The 21932-nt window shown below is 62.2% G+C and carries 22 protein-coding genes and 1 tRNA gene; 10 read left to right on the forward strand and 13 right to left on the reverse strand.

Features of this window, described 5'->3' with window-relative positions; genetic code table 11:
- Nucleotides 1–387: 387 nt before the first annotated feature.
- Entirely contained in the window at nt 388–789 is a 402-nt protein-coding gene (locus JQ597_RS27245; protein ID WP_212268522.1) for a GFA family protein, read from the reverse strand.
- 156 nt (nt 790–945) lie between these two features.
- Between JQ597_RS27245 and JQ597_RS27250 the strand changes: the two genes are divergently transcribed.
- Nucleotides 946–1431 (forward strand): DUF4240 domain-containing protein, encoded by a 486-nt coding sequence (locus JQ597_RS27250; RefSeq protein ID WP_212268523.1) that lies wholly within the window; start codon nt 946–948, stop codon nt 1429–1431.
- A 259-nt stretch (nt 1432–1690) separates the two neighbouring features.
- Here the strand turns inward: JQ597_RS27250 and JQ597_RS27255 are convergent, their stop codons facing one another.
- The 7 genes from JQ597_RS27255 to JQ597_RS27285 all read right to left on the reverse strand — a co-directional run bounded on the left by JQ597_RS27255 (nt 1691) and on the right by JQ597_RS27285 (nt 7021).
- Nucleotides 1691–3151, reverse strand: a complete 1461-nt coding sequence (locus JQ597_RS27255; RefSeq protein ID WP_212268525.1) for an ammonium transporter — start codon at nt 3149–3151, stop codon at nt 1691–1693.
- A gap of 36 nt (nt 3152–3187) precedes the next feature.
- Nucleotides 3188–3526, reverse strand: coding sequence for a P-II family nitrogen regulator (locus JQ597_RS27260; protein ID WP_008142813.1), 339 nt, complete (start codon nt 3524–3526; stop codon nt 3188–3190).
- 383 nt (nt 3527–3909) lie between these two features.
- Nucleotides 3910–4512 carry an ATP-dependent Clp protease proteolytic subunit gene (locus tag JQ597_RS27265; protein ID WP_212268527.1) on the reverse strand — a complete coding sequence of 201 codons (603 nt, stop codon included), beginning with the start codon at nt 4510–4512 and terminating at the stop codon, nt 3910–3912.
- Between the two features lie 56 nt (nt 4513–4568).
- Nucleotides 4569–4922, reverse strand: coding sequence for an SRPBCC family protein (locus JQ597_RS27270; protein WP_212268529.1), 354 nt, complete (start codon nt 4920–4922; stop codon nt 4569–4571).
- A complete protein-coding gene (locus JQ597_RS27275) occupies nt 4919–5233 on the reverse strand; it encodes an ArsR/SmtB family transcription factor (protein ID WP_212268531.1) in 315 nt (104 codons plus the stop codon). Before JQ597_RS27275 ends, JQ597_RS27270 begins: the two co-directional genes overlap by 4 nt.
- A 50-nt stretch (nt 5234–5283) precedes the next feature.
- Complete coding sequence (locus tag JQ597_RS27280; protein ID WP_212268534.1) at nt 5284–6591, reverse strand: ammonium transporter; 1308 nt, start codon at nt 6589–6591, stop codon at nt 5284–5286.
- Nucleotides 6592–6682: 91 nt separating this feature from the next.
- Nucleotides 6683–7021, reverse strand: a complete 339-nt coding sequence (locus JQ597_RS27285) for a P-II family nitrogen regulator (protein WP_192740630.1) — start codon at nt 7019–7021, stop codon at nt 6683–6685.
- Nucleotides 7022–7324: 303 nt separating this feature from the next.
- Here JQ597_RS27285 and JQ597_RS27290 point away from each other — a divergent pair, with 303 nt between their 5' ends.
- Nucleotides 7325–8239, forward strand: coding sequence for a DUF4339 domain-containing protein (locus JQ597_RS27290; protein WP_212268536.1), 915 nt, complete (start codon nt 7325–7327; stop codon nt 8237–8239).
- Nucleotides 8240–8245: 6 nt separating this feature from the next.
- On the opposite strand, the gene tesB is transcribed toward JQ597_RS27290, so the two are convergent.
- Nucleotides 8246–9109, reverse strand: a complete 864-nt coding sequence (gene tesB, locus JQ597_RS27295; protein ID WP_212268538.1) for an acyl-CoA thioesterase II — start codon at nt 9107–9109, stop codon at nt 8246–8248.
- A 180-nt stretch (nt 9110–9289) separates the two neighbouring features.
- Between tesB and JQ597_RS27300 the strand changes: the two genes are divergently transcribed.
- Complete coding sequence (locus JQ597_RS27300) at nt 9290–10510, forward strand: ubiquinone biosynthesis hydroxylase (protein WP_212268686.1); 1221 nt, start codon at nt 9290–9292, stop codon at nt 10508–10510.
- Between the two features lie 120 nt (nt 10511–10630).
- Here JQ597_RS27300 and JQ597_RS27305 read toward each other — a convergent pair whose 3' ends face one another.
- Nucleotides 10631–10825, reverse strand: coding sequence for a Trm112 family protein (locus tag JQ597_RS27305; RefSeq protein WP_212268540.1), 195 nt, complete (start codon nt 10823–10825; stop codon nt 10631–10633).
- 43 nt (nt 10826–10868) lie between these two features.
- The gene (locus JQ597_RS27310) at nt 10869–11408 is read right to left on the reverse strand and encodes a TetR/AcrR family transcriptional regulator (protein WP_212268542.1); all 540 of its coding nucleotides are present in this window, start codon (nt 11406–11408) and stop codon (nt 10869–10871) included.
- A 93-nt stretch (nt 11409–11501) separates the two neighbouring features.
- On the opposite strand from JQ597_RS27310, the gene JQ597_RS27315 reads away from it, so the two are divergent.
- The 3 genes from JQ597_RS27315 (at nt 11502) to JQ597_RS27325 (ending at nt 14966) form a co-directional block, all read left to right on the forward strand.
- Nucleotides 11502–11852, forward strand: coding sequence for a hypothetical protein (locus JQ597_RS27315; RefSeq protein WP_212210265.1), 351 nt, complete (start codon nt 11502–11504; stop codon nt 11850–11852).
- 36 nt (nt 11853–11888) lie between these two features.
- Nucleotides 11889–12329, forward strand: coding sequence for a hypothetical protein (locus tag JQ597_RS27320; RefSeq protein ID WP_212268544.1), 441 nt, complete (start codon nt 11889–11891; stop codon nt 12327–12329).
- Between the two features lie 135 nt (nt 12330–12464).
- Nucleotides 12465–14966: a bifunctional diguanylate cyclase/phosphodiesterase gene (locus tag JQ597_RS27325; RefSeq protein ID WP_212268546.1), complete on the forward strand. Its 2502-nt coding sequence runs from the start codon at nt 12465–12467 to the stop codon at nt 14964–14966.
- Nucleotides 14967–14976: 10 nt separating this feature from the next.
- Here the strand turns inward: JQ597_RS27325 and JQ597_RS27330 are convergent, their stop codons facing one another.
- Together JQ597_RS27330 and trxA are read right to left on the reverse strand one after the other, a co-directional pair.
- Nucleotides 14977–15654, reverse strand: coding sequence for an LON peptidase substrate-binding domain-containing protein (locus JQ597_RS27330; RefSeq protein ID WP_212268548.1), 678 nt, complete (start codon nt 15652–15654; stop codon nt 14977–14979).
- Between the two features lie 89 nt (nt 15655–15743).
- A complete protein-coding gene (gene trxA / locus JQ597_RS27335) occupies nt 15744–16667 on the reverse strand; it encodes a thioredoxin (protein ID WP_192739452.1) in 924 nt (307 codons plus the stop codon).
- 470 nt (nt 16668–17137) lie between these two features.
- On the opposite strand from trxA, the gene JQ597_RS27340 reads away from it, so the two are divergent.
- The 4 genes from JQ597_RS27340 (at nt 17138) to JQ597_RS27355 (ending at nt 21738) form a co-directional block, all read left to right on the forward strand.
- Nucleotides 17138–17212, forward strand: a tRNA-Gly gene (locus tag JQ597_RS27340).
- Between the two features lie 193 nt (nt 17213–17405).
- Nucleotides 17406–18692, forward strand: a complete 1287-nt coding sequence (locus JQ597_RS27345) for a DUF2157 domain-containing protein (RefSeq protein WP_212268550.1) — start codon at nt 17406–17408, stop codon at nt 18690–18692.
- Nucleotides 18692–19303 (forward strand): GDYXXLXY domain-containing protein, encoded by a 612-nt coding sequence (locus JQ597_RS27350; protein WP_212268552.1) that lies wholly within the window; start codon nt 18692–18694, stop codon nt 19301–19303. The genes JQ597_RS27345 and JQ597_RS27350 overlap by 1 nt, the downstream gene beginning before the upstream one ends.
- Before the next feature lie 107 nt (nt 19304–19410).
- Nucleotides 19411–21738: a T6SS phospholipase effector Tle1-like catalytic domain-containing protein gene (locus JQ597_RS27355; RefSeq protein WP_212268554.1), complete on the forward strand. Its 2328-nt coding sequence runs from the start codon at nt 19411–19413 to the stop codon at nt 21736–21738.
- Nucleotides 21739–21932: the final 194 nt, after the last annotated feature.

Below are 21932 nucleotides of genomic sequence, written 5' to 3' on the forward strand. Positions count from 1 at the left end.
CCGTTCCCGCTTGCGCTTCTCCGACAGCTTGACGCCTGCAACGGGCGCCAGGACCACACGGTTTTGCCGTACGCTTAGTCCGCGCCGTCGTCTCAGCGCAAACCAGCGTCCACCGCAACCCGTCCAACGTCCGTGACGACGGCCGACGCCCTTCTGAGTAGGACGGGATGGGCGAATATATGCCCCTGATTTGTGTTCTGGTAAACAGAAATATTTTTTATTTCAGGGCTTGACACAACTTCCGTAAATCAGAATTGATTTGCCCGTCGTGTTGTTTATGTCACAGCTAAGCGTCATTGCGAGGAGCGAAGCGACGAAGCAATCCACAATCGCTATGCCGCGCTATGGATTTGCTTCGCTTCGCTCGCAATGACGATGCCGGAACACCTACCGCTGCGGCAACCGCTCGAAACTCGGCATGCCCTCGGGAATGTGGTGGAAGGGCTGCTTGTCGACTGTGTAGATGGCGATCTGCGGCGTGATCATAGCGGGGTTATCGAGGGTTCCGACCTTCACCACCACGACCGGCCGCTGCGGCCGGGTCACCATATGCGTGCCGCATTCGGCGCAGAATTCGCGTGTCACCGGCTTCTCAAGGTCCTTGCGTGAAAACTGCTTCGGCCCACCTTTGGTGTATTTGAAGCCGTCGGGCGGCATCACAACGAACATATTGGGCGAGCCGCCGGTAACGTACTGGCATTCGCGGCAATGACATTGCGCCTGCATCATCGGCTCGCCCTCGGCCTGATAGCGCACAGCGCCGCAATAGCATCCGCCTTCGAGTTTCATGACGTCCTCCCGGTTATTGTTGTGGTCAATTCTGCTCCGCGCGCAGGATTTGGCAATGCTTTTTTAGCTCTGGTTTCTGTTCCATCGTGATCTCTGCCGTTCCCGGATTAGTCTGTGCATGACGCGGGAAGGCGAGCTCGATGGCAGGAGCATGTGATGGACGAGGACGGTTTCTGGAAGATCGTGCAGCGCGCGCACGATAATTCGGGCGGCGACATGGATCAAAAATGCGAAGGGCTGCGCCAGCAAATCGCAGCGCTGCCGAAGGACGAGGCGCTTGAATTTGCGCAGCACTTCGATGGGATGATGGACAAGGCCTATTGCTGGCCGCTGTGGGGCGCCGCCTACATCATCAATGGCGGTTGCAGCGACGATACCTTCTCCGATTTTCGCGCTGCGTTGATCTCCAGGGGACGTCAGGCATTCAAGCGCGCGCTGTCGGATCCGGACTCACTGGCGGACGACGGTTTTGATGAATTGGACTGGTTCTACGAAGGCTATCAATACGCCGTCACCGATGGTGTCGAAGCGGTTGCCGGCAATCCACCGCAGCGGAGTGCGCCGGCTCAGCCATCCGGAACCGAGTGGCAGGAAGACGAGGTATACGACCTGTTTCCGAAACTCAGCGCGAAGTTCGGGTGATGGTCCGCAGGATGGGTGGAGCCAACGGGTCGCGCGAATTCGCGTCCGATGACAGGCGGGATACCCATCTCCTCACCCGCGCAATGGAAGGATGAGTATCGCTGCGCTCCACCCATCCTACGATTCTTGTCCAGCGGCCCGAACAAAAAGAAAGGGGCTCCAACTTGCGCTGGAGCCCCTCAACGGTCAGGGCATTGCCGGGTATGCGCCCGAACCGGAGTTGTGGGTGCGACCCCAAGGGATCGCACCCCGGGAGAACTCACATATTGTAAGCGCGCTCCGTGTGCTCGGTGACATCGAGGCCTTCACGTTCGGTCTCGACGTTGACGCGCAGGCCGACGATGACATCGACGACCTTGAAGAGGATGGCAGAACCGATGCCCGACCACACCAGCGTGGTGCAGACGCCCCAGAACTGCGAGACCATCTGCGCTGCGAAGTCGTATTCGGCGACCTTGCCGATGGTGTAGTCCATGACGCCGGTACCGCCGAGGGCCGGGTTCACCAGGATGCCGGTGCCGAGCGCGCCGACGATGCCGCCGACGCAGTGGACGCCGAACACGTCGAGCGAGTCGTCATAGCCGAGCGCATTCTTCACTACGGTGCAGAAGAACAGGCAGACGATTCCGACCACGAGACCGAGCACGATCGCGCCCATCGGACCGGCGTAACCGGCCGCAGGCGTAACCGCCACCAGGCCCGCCACCGCACCCGACAACGCGCCGAGCACCGAGGGGTGACCCTTGACGATCCATTCCGCGAACATCCAGGCCATCGCCGCCGCTGCGGTTGCAACGAAGGAGTTGGTCATGGCGAGCGCGGCGCCGCCGGAGGCTTCGAGGTTCGATCCGGCATTGAAGCCGAACCAGCCGACCCAGAGCAGCGAAGCGCCGATCATGGTCATGGTCAGCGAGTGCGGAGCCATCAGCTCCTTGCCGTAACCGACGCGCTTGCCGATCAGGAGCGCACCGACGAGACCGGCGATGCCGGCGTTGATGTGCACCACGGTGCCACCCGCGAAGTCGATCGCGCCCTTCTTGAAGATCCAGCCCTGGTCGTCTCCGAACGCGGTCTTCGCCGCATCGAAGGCGGCCTGCGCAGCTGCCTTGTCCGTCGCGGCTTCGAACGTCTTGAGCGCCGCAGAGATCGCGTCCGGTCCGGCCCAGTACCAAACCATGTGCGCGATCGGCAGATAGATCAGCGTTACCCAGAGCGGCACGAACAGCGCGACAGCCGAGAACTTCATGCGTTCGGCGAAGGCGCCGACGATGAGTGCGGGGGTGATGCACGCGAAGGTCATCTGGAAGCAGATATAAATCAGCTCCGTGATGTTGACGTCGGCGGAGAAGGTCGCCGCCTGAGCGTCGAGAATCGTCTTGCCTTCCGGCGCGATCTTCAGGAACGCCTTGGAGAAGCCGCCGATGAAGTCCGATCCGCCGGTGAAGGCGAGGCTGTAGCCGTAGACCGCCCAGATCAGGGTGACGATGCAGACGGTGTAGAAAACCTGCATCAGGACCGAGAGCATGTTCTTGGAGCGGACCAGACCACCATAGAACAGTGCAAGGCCGGGGATCGTCATCAACAGCACCAGCACCGTCGACGTGAGCATCCAGGCGTTGTCGCCCTTGTTGACAGTGGCTTCCGCGTAAGCGGAGGTCGCGGCGAACATGCCGACGGCGAGGGCCGTCAATCCCGCGCTATAGGGACGTTTGAACGTCATTTGTTGTACTCCTGAGTGGTATGATTGAGCGCGAAATCAGAGGGCCGCGGCATCCGCCTCACCGGTGCGGATACGAACCGCATGGTCGAGGTTGATGACGAAGATCTTGCCGTCGCCGATTTGTCCGGTTTTTGCTGCCGAGGTGATGGCGTCGATGGTCTTGTCGACCTGATCCGAGGCCACAGCGACCTCGATCTTGATCTTGGGCAGGAAGCTCACCGCGTATTCAGCGCCGCGATAGATTTCCGTGTGGCCTTTCTGCCGACCATAGCCTTTGACTTCCGTCACCGTGAGACCGTGAACGCCAATGGCGGTCAGGGCGTCCCGGACTTCTTCGAGTTTGAATGGCTTGATGATCGCCATAACAATTTTCATGGGTCCTATCCCCGCTTGGCCCGGTTCAGACATACCGGGCGTTCTCGACTGAGGTTCACCACGCGGAGAAGTTCACTTCGCGGGCACAGCCAGGACCCATAGAATCAAATGCCGTGCCAGAACGGCGGATTTCCCTAACGGTTTATGAATCCGGGCCTTTTCGACCTTTCGGGGAGGGGAACCAAACTGCGCTATTCCGTCGCGCTCAAAAAATAGGCACGTCTGGTCAAGGCGCGGGCACGCCAGACTCCGGACATAATCCTGCCCAGTGCGAGGGCAGGAAGGCGGTATCCAGATGGGTAGTTCTACTGAAGCGCCTCGCCGTGCTGCGAAATCTCCAAGCACTTTAGCTTCTGCTGCACCGAGACCCAGACGCGGACCCGTCAGGCGGCATCGCGTTCCGCGAGAACCTTGTCGATCAGTCCCCACGCGAGCGCCTGCTGGGCGGTCATAAAGTGATCGCGGTCCAGCGTCCGTTCCACCTCCTCTCCAGGACGTCCGCAATGCTGCGCATAGAGCCGGGTGATGCGCCGCTTGGTCTCCTGCATTTCAGTGGCATGGATCAGGACGTCGGACGCCTGGCCTTGGAAGCCGCCGAGCGGCTGGTGCACGTGAAGGCTGGCGTTGGGCAAGGCGGCGCGGTGACCGGGCTCACCCGCCATCAGCAGGAACGATCCCATGGAGCGCGCGGTGCCCATGCACAGTGTATGAACCGGTGCCTTGATGAACTGCATGGTGTCGTACATCGCAAGCCCGCTGGTGATCACGCCGCCATAGGAGTTGATGTAGAGATTGATCGGCTTGTTCGGGTTCTCGGCCTCGAGGAACAGCAGCTGCGCGCAAACAAGTCCGGACATGGCATCATTGACCTCGCCGTTCAGGAAGATGATGCGTTCGCGCAAGAGTCTGGAATAGATGTCGAAGGAGCGTTCGCCGCGGGTGGACTGTTCAACGACCATCGGGACGAGTTGCATCATGTCGCGCATCGGCGACCTCCGTTTCAGTAGGTTGATGAAGTCTCAGAAGGTGATGGTGTCTGCGATCAAGCCGCGCGCATCATGCAGCCGCTGTTGCTGTTGGCTGGCCGCGGCTGAATTCTGCGGATATCGCAGGCCTCTTGAATGATGCGGAAGCGGGTGCCGCCGGCCTCGTTTGGCGCGATCTTGAAGGTGACGTGGCTTTCGCGGAACGGCGGTTCTTGCTCGCGCAGACGATAGCGGACCTCCTCGCCCGTGACTGACGATTCCGGTTCGGCTCCGGAAAGATCGCAATCGGGAAGCCAGCGTTCGCGCAGCGCAGGAATGGTCACCGCGCGCCAGACTTTCTCGGGCGGCGCATCGAGTTCGTATTCGAGCTCGAGGGCCTCAGTGTGATCAGGCTCGACGGCATCGCTCATTGATCCATGTCCTTCAAGAGGTCGGAGAGCGCCTCGATGCGCTTCGGCCAGTAGGCGCGGTAGCGCGCAAGCCACGTCCCGATGCTGGCGATACCGTCCGGATCGACTTCGTAGTTCACGAAGCGGCCGTGCCGCTGTTCGCGCACGAGTCCGGCCGCGCGCAGCACCGCGAGATGCTGCGACACCGCCGGTTGGCTGATCTCCATTCCATCGCGCAAGGCGCTGGCGTTGAGGCTTCCGCCGGCGAGCTTCTCAAAGACCTTGCGGCGGGTGGGATCCGCCAGCGCCTTGAAGATGTCGGTTTCGATCATGTCAACACATAAGCACACACTTATGTGTTGTGCAAGCCCGACGCGGCGGCTTACTGAAGCGCCTCGCCGTGCTGCGAAATATCGAGGCCTTCGAGCTCCTGCTGCAGTGACACCCGCAGCGGCACGAACGCGCTCACCAGCTTGAGCAGCACGAAGGTGACGCCGCCCGACCACACCAGGGTGACGCCGATGCCGTAGAGCTGGATCAGCACCTGCTGCGGATGGCCTTCGATCAGGCCGCCGGTGCCGCCGATGGCGGCGGTGGCAAAAACGCCGGCGAGCAGGGTGCCGGTCATGCCGCCGATGCCGTGGACGCCGAACACGTCGAGCGAATCGTCATACTTGAAGCGGTGCTTGAGCCAGGTGCAGGCCCAGAAGCAAACCAAACCCGCCACCAGACCGATGATGATTCCGTGCCACGGTGCGACGTAACCGGAGGCCGGCGTAATCGTGCCGAGGCCTGCGATCGCGCCGGAGATCATGCCGAGCACGGAGGGCTTGCGCCGCGTTGCCCATTCGATCGCGCCCCAGGTCAGCGCGCCGGCGCAGGCAGCCAGATGCGTTGCGGTGATGGCCATGACGGCGCGCGAGTTCGCCGCCAGCGCCGAGCCGCCGTTGAATCCGAACCAGCCGACCCACAGCAATCCGGTGCCGATGACGGCGAGCGACAGGTCGAACGGGGAGAGATTGTCGCTGCCATAGCCGTGACGCTGTCCCATCACCTTGGCGGCAACCAGACCGCCGATGCCGGCGGACAGATGCACGACGAGACCGCCGGCAAAATCCAGCACGCCCATGGCGGCGAGGAAGCCGCCGCCCCACACCCAATGCGCCAGCGGCACATAGACGAACATGAACCAGCCGATCGAGAACAGCAGATAGGCCGAGAACCGCATCCGGTCGGCTACCGCGCCCGCCACCAGCGCGACCGTGATGATCGCAAACGTCATCTGGTACAGCATGAAAAGCGCTTCCGGGATCGTCTTCGCCGCCGGGTTGACGCTGTCCATGGTAATGCCGATGAGGAACCAGCGGTCCAGCGTGCCGATCCAGGGACCGTCGCCGACGAACGCCAGCGAATAGCCGAAACACACCCAGAGAATGGAGATGATCGCGACCGCAGCGAGACTCTGCGCCATCGTCGCCAGCACGTTCTTCTTGCGCACCATGCCGGAATAGAACAGGGCTAGGCCCGGTATCGTCATCATCAGGACGAGCGCGGTGGCGACGATCATCCACGCGGTGTCGGCGGCGTTGATGGTCGATGTCTGCGCAAAGGCCGGCGTCGCCGGCGAGACGTTCATCGCAAGAATGCTGAGCGCAGCGATCTTCGCTGCACGAATCGAGAGTGCCCCCATGGAATTTCCCCGGCCTGTTGTCGTTCTGTTGTCGTTTTTTGTTCGCGCGTCAGGCGTCGTTGCCCGCGCGCGTTGAACTGAAATGAAAACTTCAGAGCGCGTCGCTGTCGGTCTCGCCGGTGCGAATGCGAAGTGCGTGATCGATCGGCGTCACGAAAATCTTGCCGTCGCCGATCTGGCCGGTGCGCGCATGCGCGGTGATGACCTCGACCGCCTTGTCCGCGACGTCGGAGGCGACCGCGATTTCGATGCGCAGCTTGGGCAGGAAGTTCACGACATATTCGGCGCCGCGATAGATTTCGGTGTGGCCCTTCTGACGGCCGTACCCCTTGACCTCGGTGACGGTCATGCCGTGCACGCCGATGGCGGTCAGCGCCTGGCGCACCTCGTCAAGCTTGAATGGTTTGATGATCGCGACGACGAGTTTCATGGTCAGGCCTTCATGTCTCTTGGGATGCTCTATTGGAAGTTCGCTTGGGCGGTCTTTTTAGACGTTGTCTTTGACGTTCTTTCGGCGTGTTCGGCAGGCTGGCCGCCCCCGGCGGCTCGCTGCCGAAATGCAAATCTGGCATCTTTCTATGCAAATGGCACAAAAAAGTTGCAGGTTTAAGGGGAAAACATTTGCAGCTGGTGACCCCTGTCACTGTACAGGGAATATGATCCTCGGACACAATGGGTTTTTCGCCAGCCGCCCCGCCGGCTTCCCCCGTTTCCACGACCCAAGGGATTAAAAATGTCGAACCGATCGTGGTTTTATGCAGCGAATGGCCAGCAACAGGGGCCCTTTCCGGAAGCCCAGCTGCGCGATCTCATCACAAGGGGCACGGTCAGGGCCGATACGCTGGTCTGGTCAGAGGGAATGTCCGGCTGGCAGCGCGCGGGCGAAATTCCCGGCCTGATGCCGGCGGGTGGCGCCCCGCCGCCGGTTGCGCAACCGGGCGGCCCGCCGCCGATGAGCAGCGGCGCTGGCGGTTATGCGGGCGGAGGCGGTTACGGGGGTGGCCCGCTGTCGATCGATTTCGGCATCCTGGAGTTTGTCTGGCGCAGCCTCGTGATGATTATCGGAATGGTGTTGGTGATCCCGGCGCCGTGGGTCCTGGTCTGGTACCTCAACTGGCTCGTGCCGTGCATCAAGGTGCCGGGCCGGCCGAACCTCAGCTTCACCGGCAATGCGATGACCATCGTTCCCTGGTATTTCGGGGCTATCGTGCTTCTCGTTGCGGTAACCTTCCTCGGCAGTGATGTGCTCAGCAATCTGGCGAACCTCGTCCAGTTTGTTCTCTACTGGCTTTTCCTGAAATGGTTCATCGCGAACCTCGCGTCCGACGGGCAGCCGCTCGGGCTCAGCTTCACAGGTTCGATCTGGGCCTATCTGGGATACTCGATCCTCGGGGTGCTCGCCATCTTCACCATCATCGGCTGGGCGTGGGTTTATACCGCGATGATGCGTTGGGCTTGTCGCAATATCCAGGGCACGCAGCGTGAAGTCCTGTTCATCGGCACCGGGCTGGAATTCCTGTGGCGCGCGATCGTGGCCGGAATTGCCTCGATCTTCATCATCCCGATTCCATGGGTGTATCGATGGATGTGGCAGTGGCTGGCGTCGCAGACAGTGTTGGCCGAGCGAGGCGCGCAGCCGAACGGGTAGAAAACGCTATGCCCTGCGCTGGCGGATCGAGCCTTCCTGGGCCACCGACGCCACCAGCGTGCCGTCGGGCTTGAAGATCAGGCCGCGGGCCAACCCGCGGCCGCCCTGTGCGCTCGGTGAATCCTGCGAATAAAGCAGCCATTCGTCGGCGCGGAATGGCCGGTGAAACCACATCGCGTGATCGAGGCTGGCCGGCATCACGTTGCTGTCGAACAGCGTGCGGCCGTAGCGCGCCATCACGGCGTCGAGCAGCGAGAAATCCGACGCATAGGCCAGCGCGCACATATGCAGCGCCGGATCGTCGGGGAGTTTTGCCGCGGTGCGGATCCAGACATTGATGCGGCCGTCGTCGATCTGCTCGCCGAAATAGCGGCCGAGTTCGACCGGGCGCAACTCGATCGGCCGGTCCATCTCGTAATAGCGCTGGATGAACTCCGGCATCTCCTTGAACACCGGCTGCTTGGCGACTTCCTCGGCGGAGAGTTTTTCCGGAGGCGGCACGTCCGGCATCTTGTCCTGGTGGTTGAAGGCGCCATCCTCCTCGGCGTGGAACGAGACCATGATCGAGAAGATCGCGTTGCCATGTTGAATGGCGGTGACGCGGCGGGTCGAATAGCTCTTGCCGTCGCGTAAGCGTTCGACCTGGTAGATAATCGGGACCTGCGGGTCGCCCGGCAGGATGAAATAGCAGTGCAGCGAATGCGGCAGCCGGCCTTCGACGGTGCGGCACGCCGCCACCATCGCCTGTCCGATCACCTGGCCGCCGAACACCCGCTGCCACGCGGTTTTCGGGCTGTTGCCGCGAAACAGATTCACCTCGATCGGTTCGATGTCGAGGATCGAAATCAGGTCGGTCACGCTTGCGGACATGGCGGCACTTTCGGTTTTTCGGGTCATTCCGGGGCACGCGTCGTCGCTTGAACCCGGAATCTCGAGATTCCCGGTTCGATGCTGCGCATCGCCCCGGAATGACGGGATAAAGCCTTGTTTCTCACCTCTGTTTCACCCAGCTATACTCCGGTAGCAAGAGTATGAATGAAGCAGGTCCCTATGCCGGCACAGCGAAGTATTGTCATCTGCGGCGGCGCCTTTGCGGGGCTGGCGCTGGCGCTGGCGCTCCGTCAGGGCCTGGGCCGCGATATTCCTGTCATCGTGGCCGATCCGGCGCTGGCCTCAAAGCCGAGCCGCGATCCGCGCGCCACCGCGATCGTCGCCGCCTGCCGGCGGCTGTTCGAGGCGCTCGGCGTCTGGGGCCAGATCGCGCCCACCGCGCAGCCGATTCTCGACATGGTCGTGACCGATTCCAAGCTTGATGACGCCACCCGTCCGGTGTTCCTCACTTTCGCCGGCAATGTCGAGCCCGGCGAGCCCTTCGCGCATATGGTCGAGAACCGATATCTGATCGATGCGCTGGTGGCGCGCACCGAGGCCGAGGGCATCGAGCTGCGCGCGACCGCCATTGCCTCGTTCGATTCACGCACTGACGGCGTCGACGTGACGCTCGCCGACGGCACGATCATCGAAGCCAGCCTGCTGGTCGCCGCCGACGGCGCGCGCTCAAAGCTGCGCGAACGCGCCGGGATCGCCACCCATGGCTGGGACTATGATCAATCCGGCATCGTCGTCACCGTCGGCCATGAGCGCGATCATGGTGGCCGTGCCGAAGAACATTTTTTGCCCGCGGGCCCGTTCGCGATCCTGCCGCTGACCGGAAAGCGCTCATCGCTGGTGTGGACCGAGAACCGCACCGAAGCCGCGCGCATCACCGCGCTCGGCGAAGACGAATTTCACGGCGAGCTCGAACAGCGATTCGGCCTGCATCTCGGCGAGGTCAAGGCGCTCGACAAGCCGCGCGCGTTTCCGCTCGGCTATTTCGTCGCGCGCTCCTTCATCGGCGAACGTCTGGCGCTGATCGGCGACGCCGCGCATGTGATCCACCCCATCGCAGGGCAGGGACTCAACATGGGGCTGAAGGATGTCGCAGCCTTGGCCGAAGTCGTGGTCGACGCCGCGCGGCTCGGCATGGATCTCGGCCAGGCCGACGTGCTCGAACGGTACCAGCGCTGGCGCCGGTTCGACACCATGGCGATGGGAGTTGCGACCAACTCGCTGAACTTCCTGTTCTCGAACGAATCGACGCTGCTGCGCACGGTGCGCGACATCGGATTGGGCCTGGTCGATCGCGCGCCGCCGCTGAAAAGCCTGTTCATCCGCCAGGCCGCGGGATTATCAGGCGAAGTGCCGCGGCTGCTGAAGGGCGAGGCGCTGTAGGTGGCTCTACGAGGCCGTCATTGCGAGCGAAGCGAAGCAATCCATAGCACGGCATAACGGATAGATGGATTGCTTCGTCGCTGCGCTCCTCGCAATGACGCGGAAGCGCCGGTGTTCTCTTCAATCGATCTTCCTGGCCTCTTCCGGCAGCATGATCGGGATGCCGTCGCGGATCGGGTAGGCGAGCTTGGCGGAGCGCGAGATCAGCTCCTGCGTGGAGGCGTCGAACTCCAGCGGGCCCTTGGTGATCGGGCACACCAGGATTTCCAGCAATTTCGGATCGACGGTGCTGTCGAGGCGTTCGGGCGAATTCATTTGTGATCTCCAGCTTGGCCGGTCCCTTAGCACACCAAACTTGTCATCGCGAGGTGGCTATCCGCAGCATTTCGTCGAGCATGGCCTGTTGCTGCGCCTTCGGCAGTGGCTGGTCCGACAGGGCAAAACCGAGAAACGCCCAATAGAGGATTTGCGCGCGGGCGCGGGCCACCTCCGCGGATAATCCGGACTGCGCCAACAGGCTCTCGACATAGCCGAGCCTGCGGCGGTCGATCGCCTGCACCGCCGCCCGCGCCGCGGAGTCGACGCTGGCCCAGGTGCGGACCGCGTTTTCCAGCGCCAGTCTTGCGCCGAACACCCGGCGCAGCAGCACCTCGAGCGGATTCTCGTTCTTTGATGCGGCCTCGACCCCGGCGATGATCTGTTCGGCGGCGATTTCGCGCCATTGCTTGAGGATCGCGGCATGGAACGCGGAAATATCCGCGAAATGCCAGTAGAAACTGCCGCGCGACACCCCCATCGCCTTGGCCAGCGGTTCCGCCTTCAGCGCCGTGAAGCCGCTTTTCGCCAGCGTCTTCAGACCCTGGTCGACCCAATCCTGCCCCGAGAGTTGATCGCCCATGTTCCCGTCCTGCGACATCCACCATACACTACTGTATTGACAGCCGCCAGGCGGCAAGTCATAACCATACATGACTGTATGGAGACTTATCCGATGCGCGATATCATTCTGCAATGCGCCGGCGTCGCCGGAATAGCGGTGTCCCTGATTCACGGCGTGCTCGGGGAAACCAAGGTGTTCGCCAAAGCGACCATCCAGCCCGAGAGCTTGCGGACCCTGATCCGGCTGGTGTGGCAGGCCGGCACCGTGGCTTGGATCGGCGGCGCAGTGCTGCTGATCGCAGCTCCTTCCTTCGGCTCAGAGAGCGCCCGGCACTGGATCGTCATTACCGTGATCGCGATCTACGCCTTTGCGGCCGCGGCGAATGCGTGGTGGTCGCGCGGACGCGGCTTTGGATGGAAGGCGCTCACCGCCGTCGTCGCACTGGCGGTCGCGGGATACTAGGCACCTTCCTGCGCCGCCGTGAAAACGGAGATGCCCATGGTCTGGGTGGGAGCAAGGAGAAGGGCCACGGGCAAGATGAATGCGCTTGATGCGGCGATGCTTACGGCGATTGCTGAAGCCGGCGCGTGCCTCAAGCAAGACGGAAGCCTCCGCGCCGCCAAGCGGCTGCTCAATCAAACCGTCGCGCGTGACGCCTGCGAAGGACCCACCGCCGAAACGACGGAGCAGAAGGCTTTGCTCGGCAGCGCCAATCAAGTGGAAGCGGCCCGGGCAAATGTTAATGAGCGCAGCGAACGCATCCAGGGCCCGCTACCGCGGTCCCGTATCACTACGCAGCAAGTTCCGTACCGCTACGGATGCGCACCGTCGCGAGTTCCATTTCGCTGCGCGATAAGCAGTTCCGCGCGCGGTTCCGGATCGGGCGGTTCAATCAATCAAATGCACATTAGCGGGCAGATAGATCGAGATTTTCCGTAGAAACCCTGATGTATTCAACCATTATACATTCGTTCTTTACGCGCGGATAACTACGCCCTCGAAAGCTGCAAAGAAATTAGGAAGTAAAGAACCAGCGCGGGTAACCATGGTGACAAACAACCATGGCCGAATGACATGTTCCGCGTTCTTAGCTGCCTTACAGTCGAACACGACTGGCGACTGGTTCTCCTCGCCGGTCTCGTTTGCTTCGTCGCAAGCGTTGTCGCCATCCATATCTTTCATCGGGCGATCTCGTCGCATGCCAGGACGCGGCTGATCTGGATTGCAATTGCGGGCGCCGCGATCGGGTACGGGATCTGGGCGACGCACTTTATCGCGATGCTCGCCTACGAGCCCGGTGTCACGACCGGATACGGCGTGGCCTTGACCGGGCTGTCGCTCGCCGCGGCCATGATATTGACTTCCGGCGGGTTCGGCTTCTCCGCCAATGCGCCCGGCCGGTGGCGAGCGCCGATCGGCGGCGGAATCATCGGCGCGGGCATTGCCAGCATGCACTATCTCGGTATGTGGGCGCTCGAAGTCCCGGGCCGGGTCACCTGGTCGCTCGATCTCGTGTTCGCCTCCATCATTGTGGGCATGATGTTCGGTTATGCGGCGCTCGCGTTCGCGGTCCGCTACAAGGATCTGTGGGGAACATTTGTCGCTGCGATTTTCCTGACGCTCGCAATTGTTTCGCATCATTTCACGGCGATGGGCGCGGTAGAAATTGTCCCCGATCCGACGCGGGGACCTGACGAGATGTCACTTTCTCCCGCGTTTCTCGCGGTGGCGATTGCGGGCGTGGCTCTGTCGGTGCTCGGGATGAGCCTGGTCGGCGTGCTGGCGGATCGCCGCCTCGCCAACCGGACGCGCAAATTCGAGGAAATCATCGATCAGCTCTCGCTCGCGCGGCAACAGGTCGAAGGCTCCCAAAAGGAATTGCAGGAGCAGAAGCTCAGGCTGGATTCGGCGATCAACAACATGGGCGAAGGTCTCTGCATGTTCGATGCGGAGAAGCGGCTTGTCGTCTGCAACGATCGTTACGCCAAAATGTATCAGCTGCCGCCGGAACTGTTGCTGGCGGGGACACCACACCGCGAAATCATCGAGCATCGCATCAGCAACGGCATCCTCAAGGGTGGCACCAATGACAGCACCGCAAAGCAGGTGCTGTCGGCCCTGAATGCGCTGCCAAGCAACGTCCCGGCAAGTCGCGTCGACGAGCTTGCCGATGGTCGATTGATCTGCGTTACGAGGCAACCGATGCCCGGCGGCGGCTGGGTGGCGACGCACCAGGACGTTACCGAGCAGCGCAGGTCCGAGGCCAAGATCACGCATATGGCCCATCACGACGCGCTGACCGACCTGCCAAATCGCGTCCTCTTGAGGAAGCGATTGGAGCTCGCCCTTTCCATCACGCGCAGGGGAGGCGCCGATCTCGCGGTGCTCATGCTTGATCTTGACCGCTTCAAGGAAGTCAACGACACGCTGGGGCACCCCACCGGAGACGCGCTGTTGCAAGCCGTTGCCGCGCGGCTGCTGGCGTGCGTCAGGGAAACGGCGATGGTCGCGCGGCTGGGCGGCGACGAGTTCGCCGTCATTGAGTGCGTGGAAAATCCGCTGGTGGAAGCCGTGGCGCTCGCCGAACGAATCAAGGCCGAGCTTTGCGAACCTTTCGATCTTGGCGATCACCGGGTCACCGTCGGAACGAGCATCGGCATTGCCGTCGCGCCACGCGACGGAACCGATTCCGATGAAATTCTCAAGAAAGCGGACCTCGCCTTGTATTCCGCCAAGAATGGCGGGCGTGGTTCCTTCCGCTTCTTCGAGCCGGAACTCGACGAACTCATGCATGCCCGCCGCAACCTCGAACGGGATATGCGCAGCGCGCTTGCCAATGATGAGTTCGAACTGCGCTACCAGCCGATCGTCAATTTCAAGAACGGCAAGATCAGCGGCTTTGAGGCGTTGCTGCGTTGGCATCATCCCCAGCGCGGCTGGGTGATGCCCGGCGACTTTATCCCGCTTGCGGAAGAAACCGGCTTGATCGTGCCGATCGGAGAGTGGGTACTGCGGACGGCGTGCGTGGAGGCGGCAAAATGGCCTGCCCATCTCAAGATCGCGATAAATCTGTCTCCGGCTCAATTCAGAAGCAAGGACCTGGTTCGGGTCATTGTCAGCGCCCTGGCGAGTTCGGGAATTGCGCCACCAAGACTTGAGCTCGAGGTGACCGAAACGGCCATCATGCACGACAGCGAAGCCGTGTTCGCTGCGCTCGGTCAGCTGCACGAACTGGGCGTGCGAGTTGCACTGGATGATTTCGGCACGGGCTACTCATCGCTGAGCTTTTTGCAAAAGTTCTCGTTCGACAAGATCAAAATTGACCGCAGCTTCGTCAGCGAGCTGACCAGCCCGCAGGAAGAGTCCCGCGTCATCGCGCGTGCGGTGGTTCGATTTGCCGTAAGCCTCGGCAAGACCACCACGGCCGAAGGCGTGGAAACCCAGGAACAATGGGACATCCTCCGCGGAGAGGACTGCGTCGAATCGCAAGGCTATTATTTCAGTCCGCCGGTAACGAGCGCCGAAGTTGCGAAAATGGTGCGCTCGCGGGTCAAGGCAGCCGCGAACGCGGCGTAGCCGGCGCGGTTTACTGCAGTCCCGTATCGCCGCCGCTGGTGCGCTTCTTGGCGAGGTCCATCTCGGTCACCGCGACCAGGATTTCCGCGCGCGTCTTCAAATCGGGCGCTTCCAGCATCGCCTGCTTTTCGGCGGGGCCATAGGGCGACATCATCGCCAGCGCATTGACCAGCGCCTCGTTGGGCGCGCTCTCGATGCCTTCCCAATCCACTTTCAAATTGTTGGCGTTGAGAAAATCGGTCAGCACCTCGAGCAGCGCCTCGCGGTCGACGGCCTCTTCGCCCTTGCGCGCGGTGAAGTCGTCAACAAAGGGGAAGAAATCCACCTTGCATTGCCGGTACGCGGTCAGCACCGTCAGCTCTTCGACCACCCGAAAGCGCGAGACGCCGGTGAGTTCGAGGATGTAGCGGCCGTCGCCGGATTCAGCGAGCTGGGTGATGCGGCCGACGCAGCCGACCTTGAACAGCATCGGCCGCGCCTCGTCCTTGCTGTGGGAAATATCCGGCTGGATCATCCCGATCAGGCGGTGGCCGTCGCGCAGCGTGTCGTCGACCATCGCCAGATAGCGCGGCTCGAAGATGTTGAGCGGCATCTGGCCGCGCGGCAGCAGCAGTGCACCCGGCAGCGGAAACACCGGAATGATTTCGGGAAGCTCGCCGGGTCCGCGGTATTCGGCATTGATCGGCATCTGCGGCCCCGGCTCTACTGCATGAGATGTCTATGTCTTGTGCGTATTCTTATCGCAAAACCGGTGTCCACGGTTGCGGAATACGCAACTCACGAGAACAGGATCGTCGACAGCCGCCTGCGTCCATCCACGGTCGCTTCATCGGCACCGCCCCACGCCTCGAAGAACTGCACCAGCTGCTTGCGCGCGCCATCCTCGTTCCACTTGCGGTCCCGCTTGACGATTTCGAGCAGCTGGTTGGTCGCTTCGGCACGGTTGCCTTGGGCGTTGAGCGCGGTCGCCAGATCGAACCTAGCCTGATGATCGAGCGGGTTTGCGGCGACTTTCTGTTCCAGCTCGGTGACCGGGCCGACGGATTGCGCCTGTTCGGCGAGATCGATCGAGACCTGCACGGCCTTGACGGCGGCGTCATTGCGTTTGGATTCCGGCACCATCGCGATGGTCTGCTTGGCCTGCTCGATGGCGCCGGTCGTCACGTAGCATTTCGCGAGACCGGCCAACGCGGCGATATTGGTGGAATCGATCGACAGCACCTCGGCATAGATCTGCGCCGCGGCAGCCGCATCGCCTTCCGCCAGCACGGCCTCGGCCTCCTGCAGAATTTCGGCAATGTTCGGTTCGCCCGGTGCGGCCATGCCCTTGGTGAGCTTGTCGATGAAGGCGGTGACCTGGCTCTCCGGCACCGCGCCCATGAAGCCATCGGCGGGCTGGCCGTTGACGAAGGCGATCACGGCCGGGATCGACTGGATTCCCATCTGGCCGGGGATCTGCGGATGCTGGTCGATGTTCATCTTGACCAGCTTGACTTTGCCCTTGGCGGCGCGGACGGCCTTTTCGATGATCGGCGTCAACTGACGGCACGGACCGCACCACTCCGCCCAGAAGTCGATCAGCACCGGCTGGCGCTTCGATTCCTCGATGACGTCCTTCACGAAGGTCTGGGTGGTGGTATCCTTGATCAGATCGGGTACGGCCTGCGGCGCGGGGCCGCCGCCCTGCTCAATTATCGTCACGATGTATCCTCGCCTGATGTCTTGAGAATTGGTCTCGAAAGCTGTCCCAGAGATTGGCGCCCTTCTAGCACGGAAGGGCGCGAAGTTCTCATCCGCTAGATGGCGGCTTGGTCACAAAATTCAATCGGCCCCGGCCGCAACCGGGCCTCGTCCCAAGGGGCCCAGGGGGTGGGCGGCCTCCCATCAGCGGCCCGGCCGGCGCGGCGAATTGACCGGCCGGCGGATCGGCGTGTCCGAGAGGAAGTCCGAATCGCGACGAGATAGGAGGGCAATTTGACCCTGGGGTTGCCACCCCCCAGGCCGGGGAACCGATTAATGCGGTTTGGGCGTTGTTTCGGACCGATTCGCGCCAATTTATTAAGAAAATCCGCCTGTCGGGGTGGTTTCGGCCGTGTGCTGGCTGTTGCATTCACGGCCTGCATTTGGCATAGCTCTGCCGTTGCCGGCGAGCGATCGCCGACATCTCGGATGCGGGTGTAGCTCAGTGGTAGAGCACGACCTTGCCAAGGTCGGGGTCGAGGGTTCGAGCCCCTTCGCCCGCTCCAAGATTTCTCGCATGCCCAAGCAATGATTGAACGACAAGCCGCCGTCAGGCGGCTTTGTCGTTTGTGGTGGCGGGCGACCTGCCGCCGCCGCGCTTTTCTTTCTCCCGAACCTGCATGCCATCTTCTGATACCAAGGATTGCAGCGTCGTCTTGTGCCGCGCCGCAAGGATCGTGACACAAGCGAGGCTGGCAATTGTTCGAACGTGGATATCGGCAGCGCCTTGAGGCGGACCTGGTCAAATGGGTCGCAGAGGGCGTGATTTCGGGCGACGCGGCCCATTCCATCCGCAAGGCGCGATTTGGCGAAGAGGCGACCTCGCGCCTGCCCGCCATCTTCGCGATGCTCGGCGCCCTGATGCTGGCGGCCAGCGTCAGCGCCTTTGTTGCCGCGAACTGGCAGGAGATTCCGCGCCTGGTCAGGCTGGTCGGCATCCTCTCGCTGATTGCGGCCTGTTTTCCGATCGCCCTTCTGCTCGGCCGGCGCGCGATCCCATGGGGCGCCGATGCCGCCGTGACATTCGCCACGCTTAGCTTCGGCGCGGGCGTGGCGCTGGTCGGCCAGATGTATCATCTGCCGGGCGACTGGCCGGCGGGAGCGATGCTGGTGGCGATCGGCGCGCTCATCGCGGTCGCGCTGACGGGCAAGAGCGGCCCGCTCGTGATTGCCTTTGCGGCGATGACGGCCTGGTCGTTCGGAAGGTTCGACGACGCGCAATGGCACGAAATCCATTGGCCGTTTTTCCTGCTGTTCGTACCGGCATTTGCGTTGGCGCTGGGCCGCGACAATCGCCTGGTGGCGCATGCTGCAGCTCTGGCGCTGGGCGTCTGGCTGGCCACACTGACGTGGGCGCCAGCGGATCGCCTGATCCATGGCGGCATTGCGTTCTCGGTAGCCTACATCGCGATCGGGCTGCTGGCGCTGGACCGGGACTGGCCCGCCGAGTTCCGGGCGCTCCTGCCATGGGGTGGCTGGGCCTTCGGCGTGTTTCTCTGCTTTGAAATCGAACTCGTTCTGGAAAAATCAGTCCGCTCCGCGCACGCCATCGATGCGCATCTCGGCCTTGCTTATGTCGCGGCGGCGCTCGCGCTTGCGGCCCTCGCGGTACTGGCACGGCACAGGGACAACGGGCGGCTTGTGATCATCGCGGCCTGCGCCATTGGCTTGACGATTCCGCTGATGCTGGCGGGCGGCCCCGCAATTCCGAGCCGCGTGCTGATTCCCATCGCCGTGCTCGTCAGCGCGGTGGCCTTGATCGCAGGCGGCCTGCTGGTCGGCCTGCGGACATTTGTCGTGGTCGGCTACGCGGTGTTCGGCGTTTCGATATTGATCCTGCTCTGGCGCACGGTCGGCACATTGCTCGACCAGTCCCTGTTCTTCCTTGCCGCCGGTGTCGTGCTGCTGGGGCTCGCCCTGGGGGCGCACAAGCTCGCGAGCTGGTCGAGGCGTGCCAATGAACAATCCTCGGGGAGTGCGGCCTGATGGGTACGATCGATACTTTCCTTGCGCGCGTCCCGCTGCTTCCGCGCTACATCCTCGCCGCGCTGCTGCTCTGCGGACTGATCCTCGCGATGGTCTATCAACGGGCGGAAATATTGCGAAACGGCCAGGAAGTCCGGCTCGAGATCGTGCCCGTCGACCCGCGCGACCTGTTTCGCGGCGATTACGTCATTCTCGACTATCGAATCTCGGCGGTTGACCTGCCGAAGGACTCAACGAGTGAGTTCAAACGGGGGCAAAAAGTATTCGTGACCCTGCGGCCCGACGAGAACGGCAAGGCGAGGGCGGTCGCGATCTCATCCGAGCGGCCGGCGGTGTCCGGCGCCGATATCGTCATTCTGGGCACGGTGAGCGCGGGATCGGTCTGTCCGCCTAACGAGGCGGGGCTCAGGGTCTGCAAGCCCGGAATCCGCGCCGCGCTCGTGAAATACGGGCTCGAGAGCTATTTCGTGCCGCAGGGCGAGGGCAAGAAAATCGAGACGACCGAAAAGGCACGGCTGGAGGTGGTCGCGGCCGTGACGGCTTCCGGCCAGGCGGCGATCAAGCGCCTGCTGATCGACGGCAAGCCCGTCTATGACGAGCCGCCGTATTGACGGGCGGCCGCCCTGCCCGCGGTGTGCTTCTCTATTCGGTCAGAACGTGTCATGCTCTGATACCCTAGGTTGCATACTCATTTCATGCCGCGGGCGAGGCATGTCCCATGAGCCGAAAAATCATCCTGCTGTCCGACGGCACCGGCAATTCCTCGGCAAAAGTCTGGCGCACCAATGTCTGGCGCACCTTCGAGGCGCTGGATCTCTCCGGCAACGACCAGGTCGCATTGTATGACGACGGCGTCGGCACCTCGTCGTTCAAGCCGATGGCGATCCTAGGTGGTGCGTTCGGTCTCGGCCTGCGCCGCAACGTCATCGCGCTCTACAAATTCGCCTGCCGGAACTATCGCGACAAGGACGACGAACTGTTCGGCTTTGGCTTCAGCCGCGGTGCCTTCACCATCCGGATCGTGATGGGGATGATCGACAGCCAGGGGCTCGTCAAAGCCGATAACGAGGTTGAACTGCACAGCCTGGCGAGTGCGGCCTACCGTGCCTATCGCAAGGACCGCTACCCCAAACTGAGATTTGAACGGCCGTACCAGTGGATCCGCAACAAGTTCGGCCCGCACTACCCGCCGAGAGAGGTTCGCAGGAACGTCAAGATCAGGTTCATCGGGGTCTGGGACACGGTTGCCGCCTACGGCATGCCTGTCGACGAAATGACCCGCGGCATTCATGACTATATCTGGCCGCTTGAACTGCCGAACAAGCATTTGTCGCCGAGCGTCATGCGCGCCTGTCAGGCGCTGGCGCTCGACGAGGAACGCACCACCTTCCACCCCCAGCTCTGGGATGAAACCGCTGGTATCCATGGTGCGGCATCGCCGGCCGAACCCGGCGGGAAGCGCTTCATCAAGAACGAACGCATCAGCCAGGTCTGGTTCGCCGGCGTGCACACCAATGTCGGCGGCGGCTATCCCGACGATGCGCTGGCTCACATCCCCTTCGTCTGGATGATCACCGAGGCGAAACGCTGCGGGCTGAAATTCAAGTCGGATTATGCGGGCCAGCCGCCGAGCCCCGACCACATGATTGCCGATCCCGACACGTTCAAGAACGCGATCTCGAAGCGCGACAAGGACGGACGGCTGTACGATCCGCGCAAAGGCGTTGGCGGCTATTACCGCTACGGACCGCGCAAGCTGGTGCCGGCCTTCTATCCGAAGAAACTGGAAGAAGACGAGGTCGACGTCATCAGCGCCAAGATTCACGAGACTGTGTTCCGGCGCATCGAGAACAACGCGCATGCCTACGCGCCGGTTGGCCTGCCGCCGTACTACGAAGTCGTCAAGGAAGATGGCGAGATCGTCTCACCCGACACTTTCAGCATCGCGCCGTCGACACAACCGTTCGAGACCAGTGCGGCCGCGGCGCAGCGCGCACTGGCGCAGGAGCATGTCTGGAACTGGGTCTGGGCACGCCGTATCGCCTATTTCGCTACCGTCGGCGCGACGCTGTGGCTGGTGATCTTCCCCCTGGTCTCCAGTGCGCCACGCTACGATGAATATACCAGTCCGATCCGGTGGGTGTCGGACTTCGTGCGCTTTGCGTTGGGACTTCTTCCAACCCTCGCATCGACCTGGGCCGACGGTTATGCACGCGCGCCAGCCTGGTTTCTGGTCATGGTGGGCCTGGTCTCGGCGCTGTTGTATGTGAACTCGTGGATCGCAGGCCGGACCTCGCGCTTGATGGCTTCGATCTGGCGAAAATCGCCGCAAGCGCCGACAGGCCTTCCCGACAACGGGATTTACGGTCTGCGCAGCAGTCCGCTTTACATCCATTTCCACGACAAATTGAAGACCAGGATCGCGCCTTTCCTGTTCGCGGTGATGTTCATCTATCTCGGATTGGCGTTTGTCAGCCATCTCGCTTACGACGGCTTGGACACGGCCGGACTAACCTGCGTGCGTCGAGATACCGATCCAAAACCTGCGGTGCTGGCCGTCAACCAGACCGCGCGCGTCGAATTCAAGACGTCGGATTTGTGCAAGGCGACCGGCATCCTGCTGCAGCATCGCGGCCGCTATTATGTGACCATTCAACCCGGCGCCAAAAGCGGCGAAGACAAGCAATGGTTCAATGGCCTTGCCCGCATCGGCACGCCGGTCGGGGGCTTTTCCAGCAAGGAGCGGCCGCAATGGTACGAGCGTGTCTATCTCTGGCTATTGCTGCCGATGCGGCGGGAAATATCCAAGGACTGGTTCCGCATCGTGCTGCGTTTTGGCAATGTCGGCGGCGAGGAGGACTCCTACGAGCCCGATCCCTATGACGACATCATCCAGTTCAATATCACGCCGACGATTGCGCCCAACGGCAAGGAAGAATTGTTCGTCTTCGTCAACGACGCCGTGATCGGCATTCCCGGTCTCTATGATTTGCTCTACCGCAACAACCACGGCACCGCCGTGCTGTCGGTAACGCGAAGAAGGTAACGGGACGGTCTTGCGCGAGGCGGGCCGCGATTCCGTCGATCCGACGTCGCCGGCAATCGGGCGTCACGCTAAATTGACCAAGCGTCGTCGCGGGCGCGCCCGAACAATTGATGCCCACGCCCAACGAACAGCCGCGCCACGGCAGAGCCGATCAAGGCCTGTCCCAGCGAGAACGAACACACGCACGACCTGCA

The sequence above is a fragment of the Bradyrhizobium sp. AUGA SZCCT0177 genome, assembly GCF_018130125.1.
Taxonomy (GTDB): Bacteria; Pseudomonadota; Alphaproteobacteria; order Rhizobiales; family Xanthobacteraceae; genus Bradyrhizobium.

What these genes read in the sequence shown, in the direction of transcription:
- JQ597_RS27260 (WP_008142813.1), bottom strand. Translation starts at nt 3,526, where the DNA reads ATGAAAATTGTTATGGCGATCATCAAGCCATTCAAACTCGAAGAAGTC.
- JQ597_RS27255 (WP_212268525.1), bottom strand. Translation starts at nt 3,151, where the DNA reads ATGACGTTCAAACGTCCCTATAGCGCGGGATTGACGGCCCTCGCCGTC.
- JQ597_RS27325 (WP_212268546.1), top strand. Translation starts at nt 12,465, where the DNA reads ATGTTCCGCGTTCTTAGCTGCCTTACAGTCGAACACGACTGGCGACTG.
- tesB (WP_212268538.1), bottom strand. Translation starts at nt 9,109, where the DNA reads ATGTCCGCAAGCGTGACCGACCTGATTTCGATCCTCGACATCGAACCG.
- JQ597_RS27300 (WP_212268686.1), top strand. Translation starts at nt 9,290, where the DNA reads ATGCCGGCACAGCGAAGTATTGTCATCTGCGGCGGCGCCTTTGCGGGG.
- JQ597_RS27285 (WP_192740630.1), bottom strand. Translation starts at nt 7,021, where the DNA reads ATGAAACTCGTCGTCGCGATCATCAAACCATTCAAGCTTGACGAGGTG.
- JQ597_RS27355 (WP_212268554.1), top strand. Translation starts at nt 19,411, where the DNA reads ATGAGCCGAAAAATCATCCTGCTGTCCGACGGCACCGGCAATTCCTCG.
- JQ597_RS27350 (WP_212268552.1), top strand. Translation starts at nt 18,692, where the DNA reads ATGGGTACGATCGATACTTTCCTTGCGCGCGTCCCGCTGCTTCCGCGC.
- JQ597_RS27310 (WP_212268542.1), bottom strand. Translation starts at nt 11,408, where the DNA reads ATGGGCGATCAACTCTCGGGGCAGGATTGGGTCGACCAGGGTCTGAAG.
- JQ597_RS27330 (WP_212268548.1), bottom strand. Translation starts at nt 15,654, where the DNA reads ATGCCGATCAATGCCGAATACCGCGGACCCGGCGAGCTTCCCGAAATC.
- JQ597_RS27290 (WP_212268536.1), top strand. Translation starts at nt 7,325, where the DNA reads ATGTCGAACCGATCGTGGTTTTATGCAGCGAATGGCCAGCAACAGGGG.
- JQ597_RS27245 (WP_212268522.1), bottom strand. Translation starts at nt 789, where the DNA reads ATGAAACTCGAAGGCGGATGCTATTGCGGCGCTGTGCGCTATCAGGCC.
- JQ597_RS27305 (WP_212268540.1), bottom strand. Translation starts at nt 10,825, where the DNA reads ATGAATTCGCCCGAACGCCTCGACAGCACCGTCGATCCGAAATTGCTG.
- JQ597_RS27250 (WP_212268523.1), top strand. Translation starts at nt 946, where the DNA reads ATGGACGAGGACGGTTTCTGGAAGATCGTGCAGCGCGCGCACGATAAT.
- JQ597_RS27275 (WP_212268531.1), bottom strand. Translation starts at nt 5,233, where the DNA reads ATGATCGAAACCGACATCTTCAAGGCGCTGGCGGATCCCACCCGCCGC.
- JQ597_RS27315 (WP_212210265.1), top strand. Translation starts at nt 11,502, where the DNA reads ATGCGCGATATCATTCTGCAATGCGCCGGCGTCGCCGGAATAGCGGTG.
- JQ597_RS27270 (WP_212268529.1), bottom strand. Translation starts at nt 4,922, where the DNA reads ATGAGCGATGCCGTCGAGCCTGATCACACTGAGGCCCTCGAGCTCGAA.
- JQ597_RS27280 (WP_212268534.1), bottom strand. Translation starts at nt 6,591, where the DNA reads ATGGGGGCACTCTCGATTCGTGCAGCGAAGATCGCTGCGCTCAGCATT.
- JQ597_RS27320 (WP_212268544.1), top strand. Translation starts at nt 11,889, where the DNA reads ATGGTCTGGGTGGGAGCAAGGAGAAGGGCCACGGGCAAGATGAATGCG.
- JQ597_RS27265 (WP_212268527.1), bottom strand. Translation starts at nt 4,512, where the DNA reads ATGCGCGACATGATGCAACTCGTCCCGATGGTCGTTGAACAGTCCACC.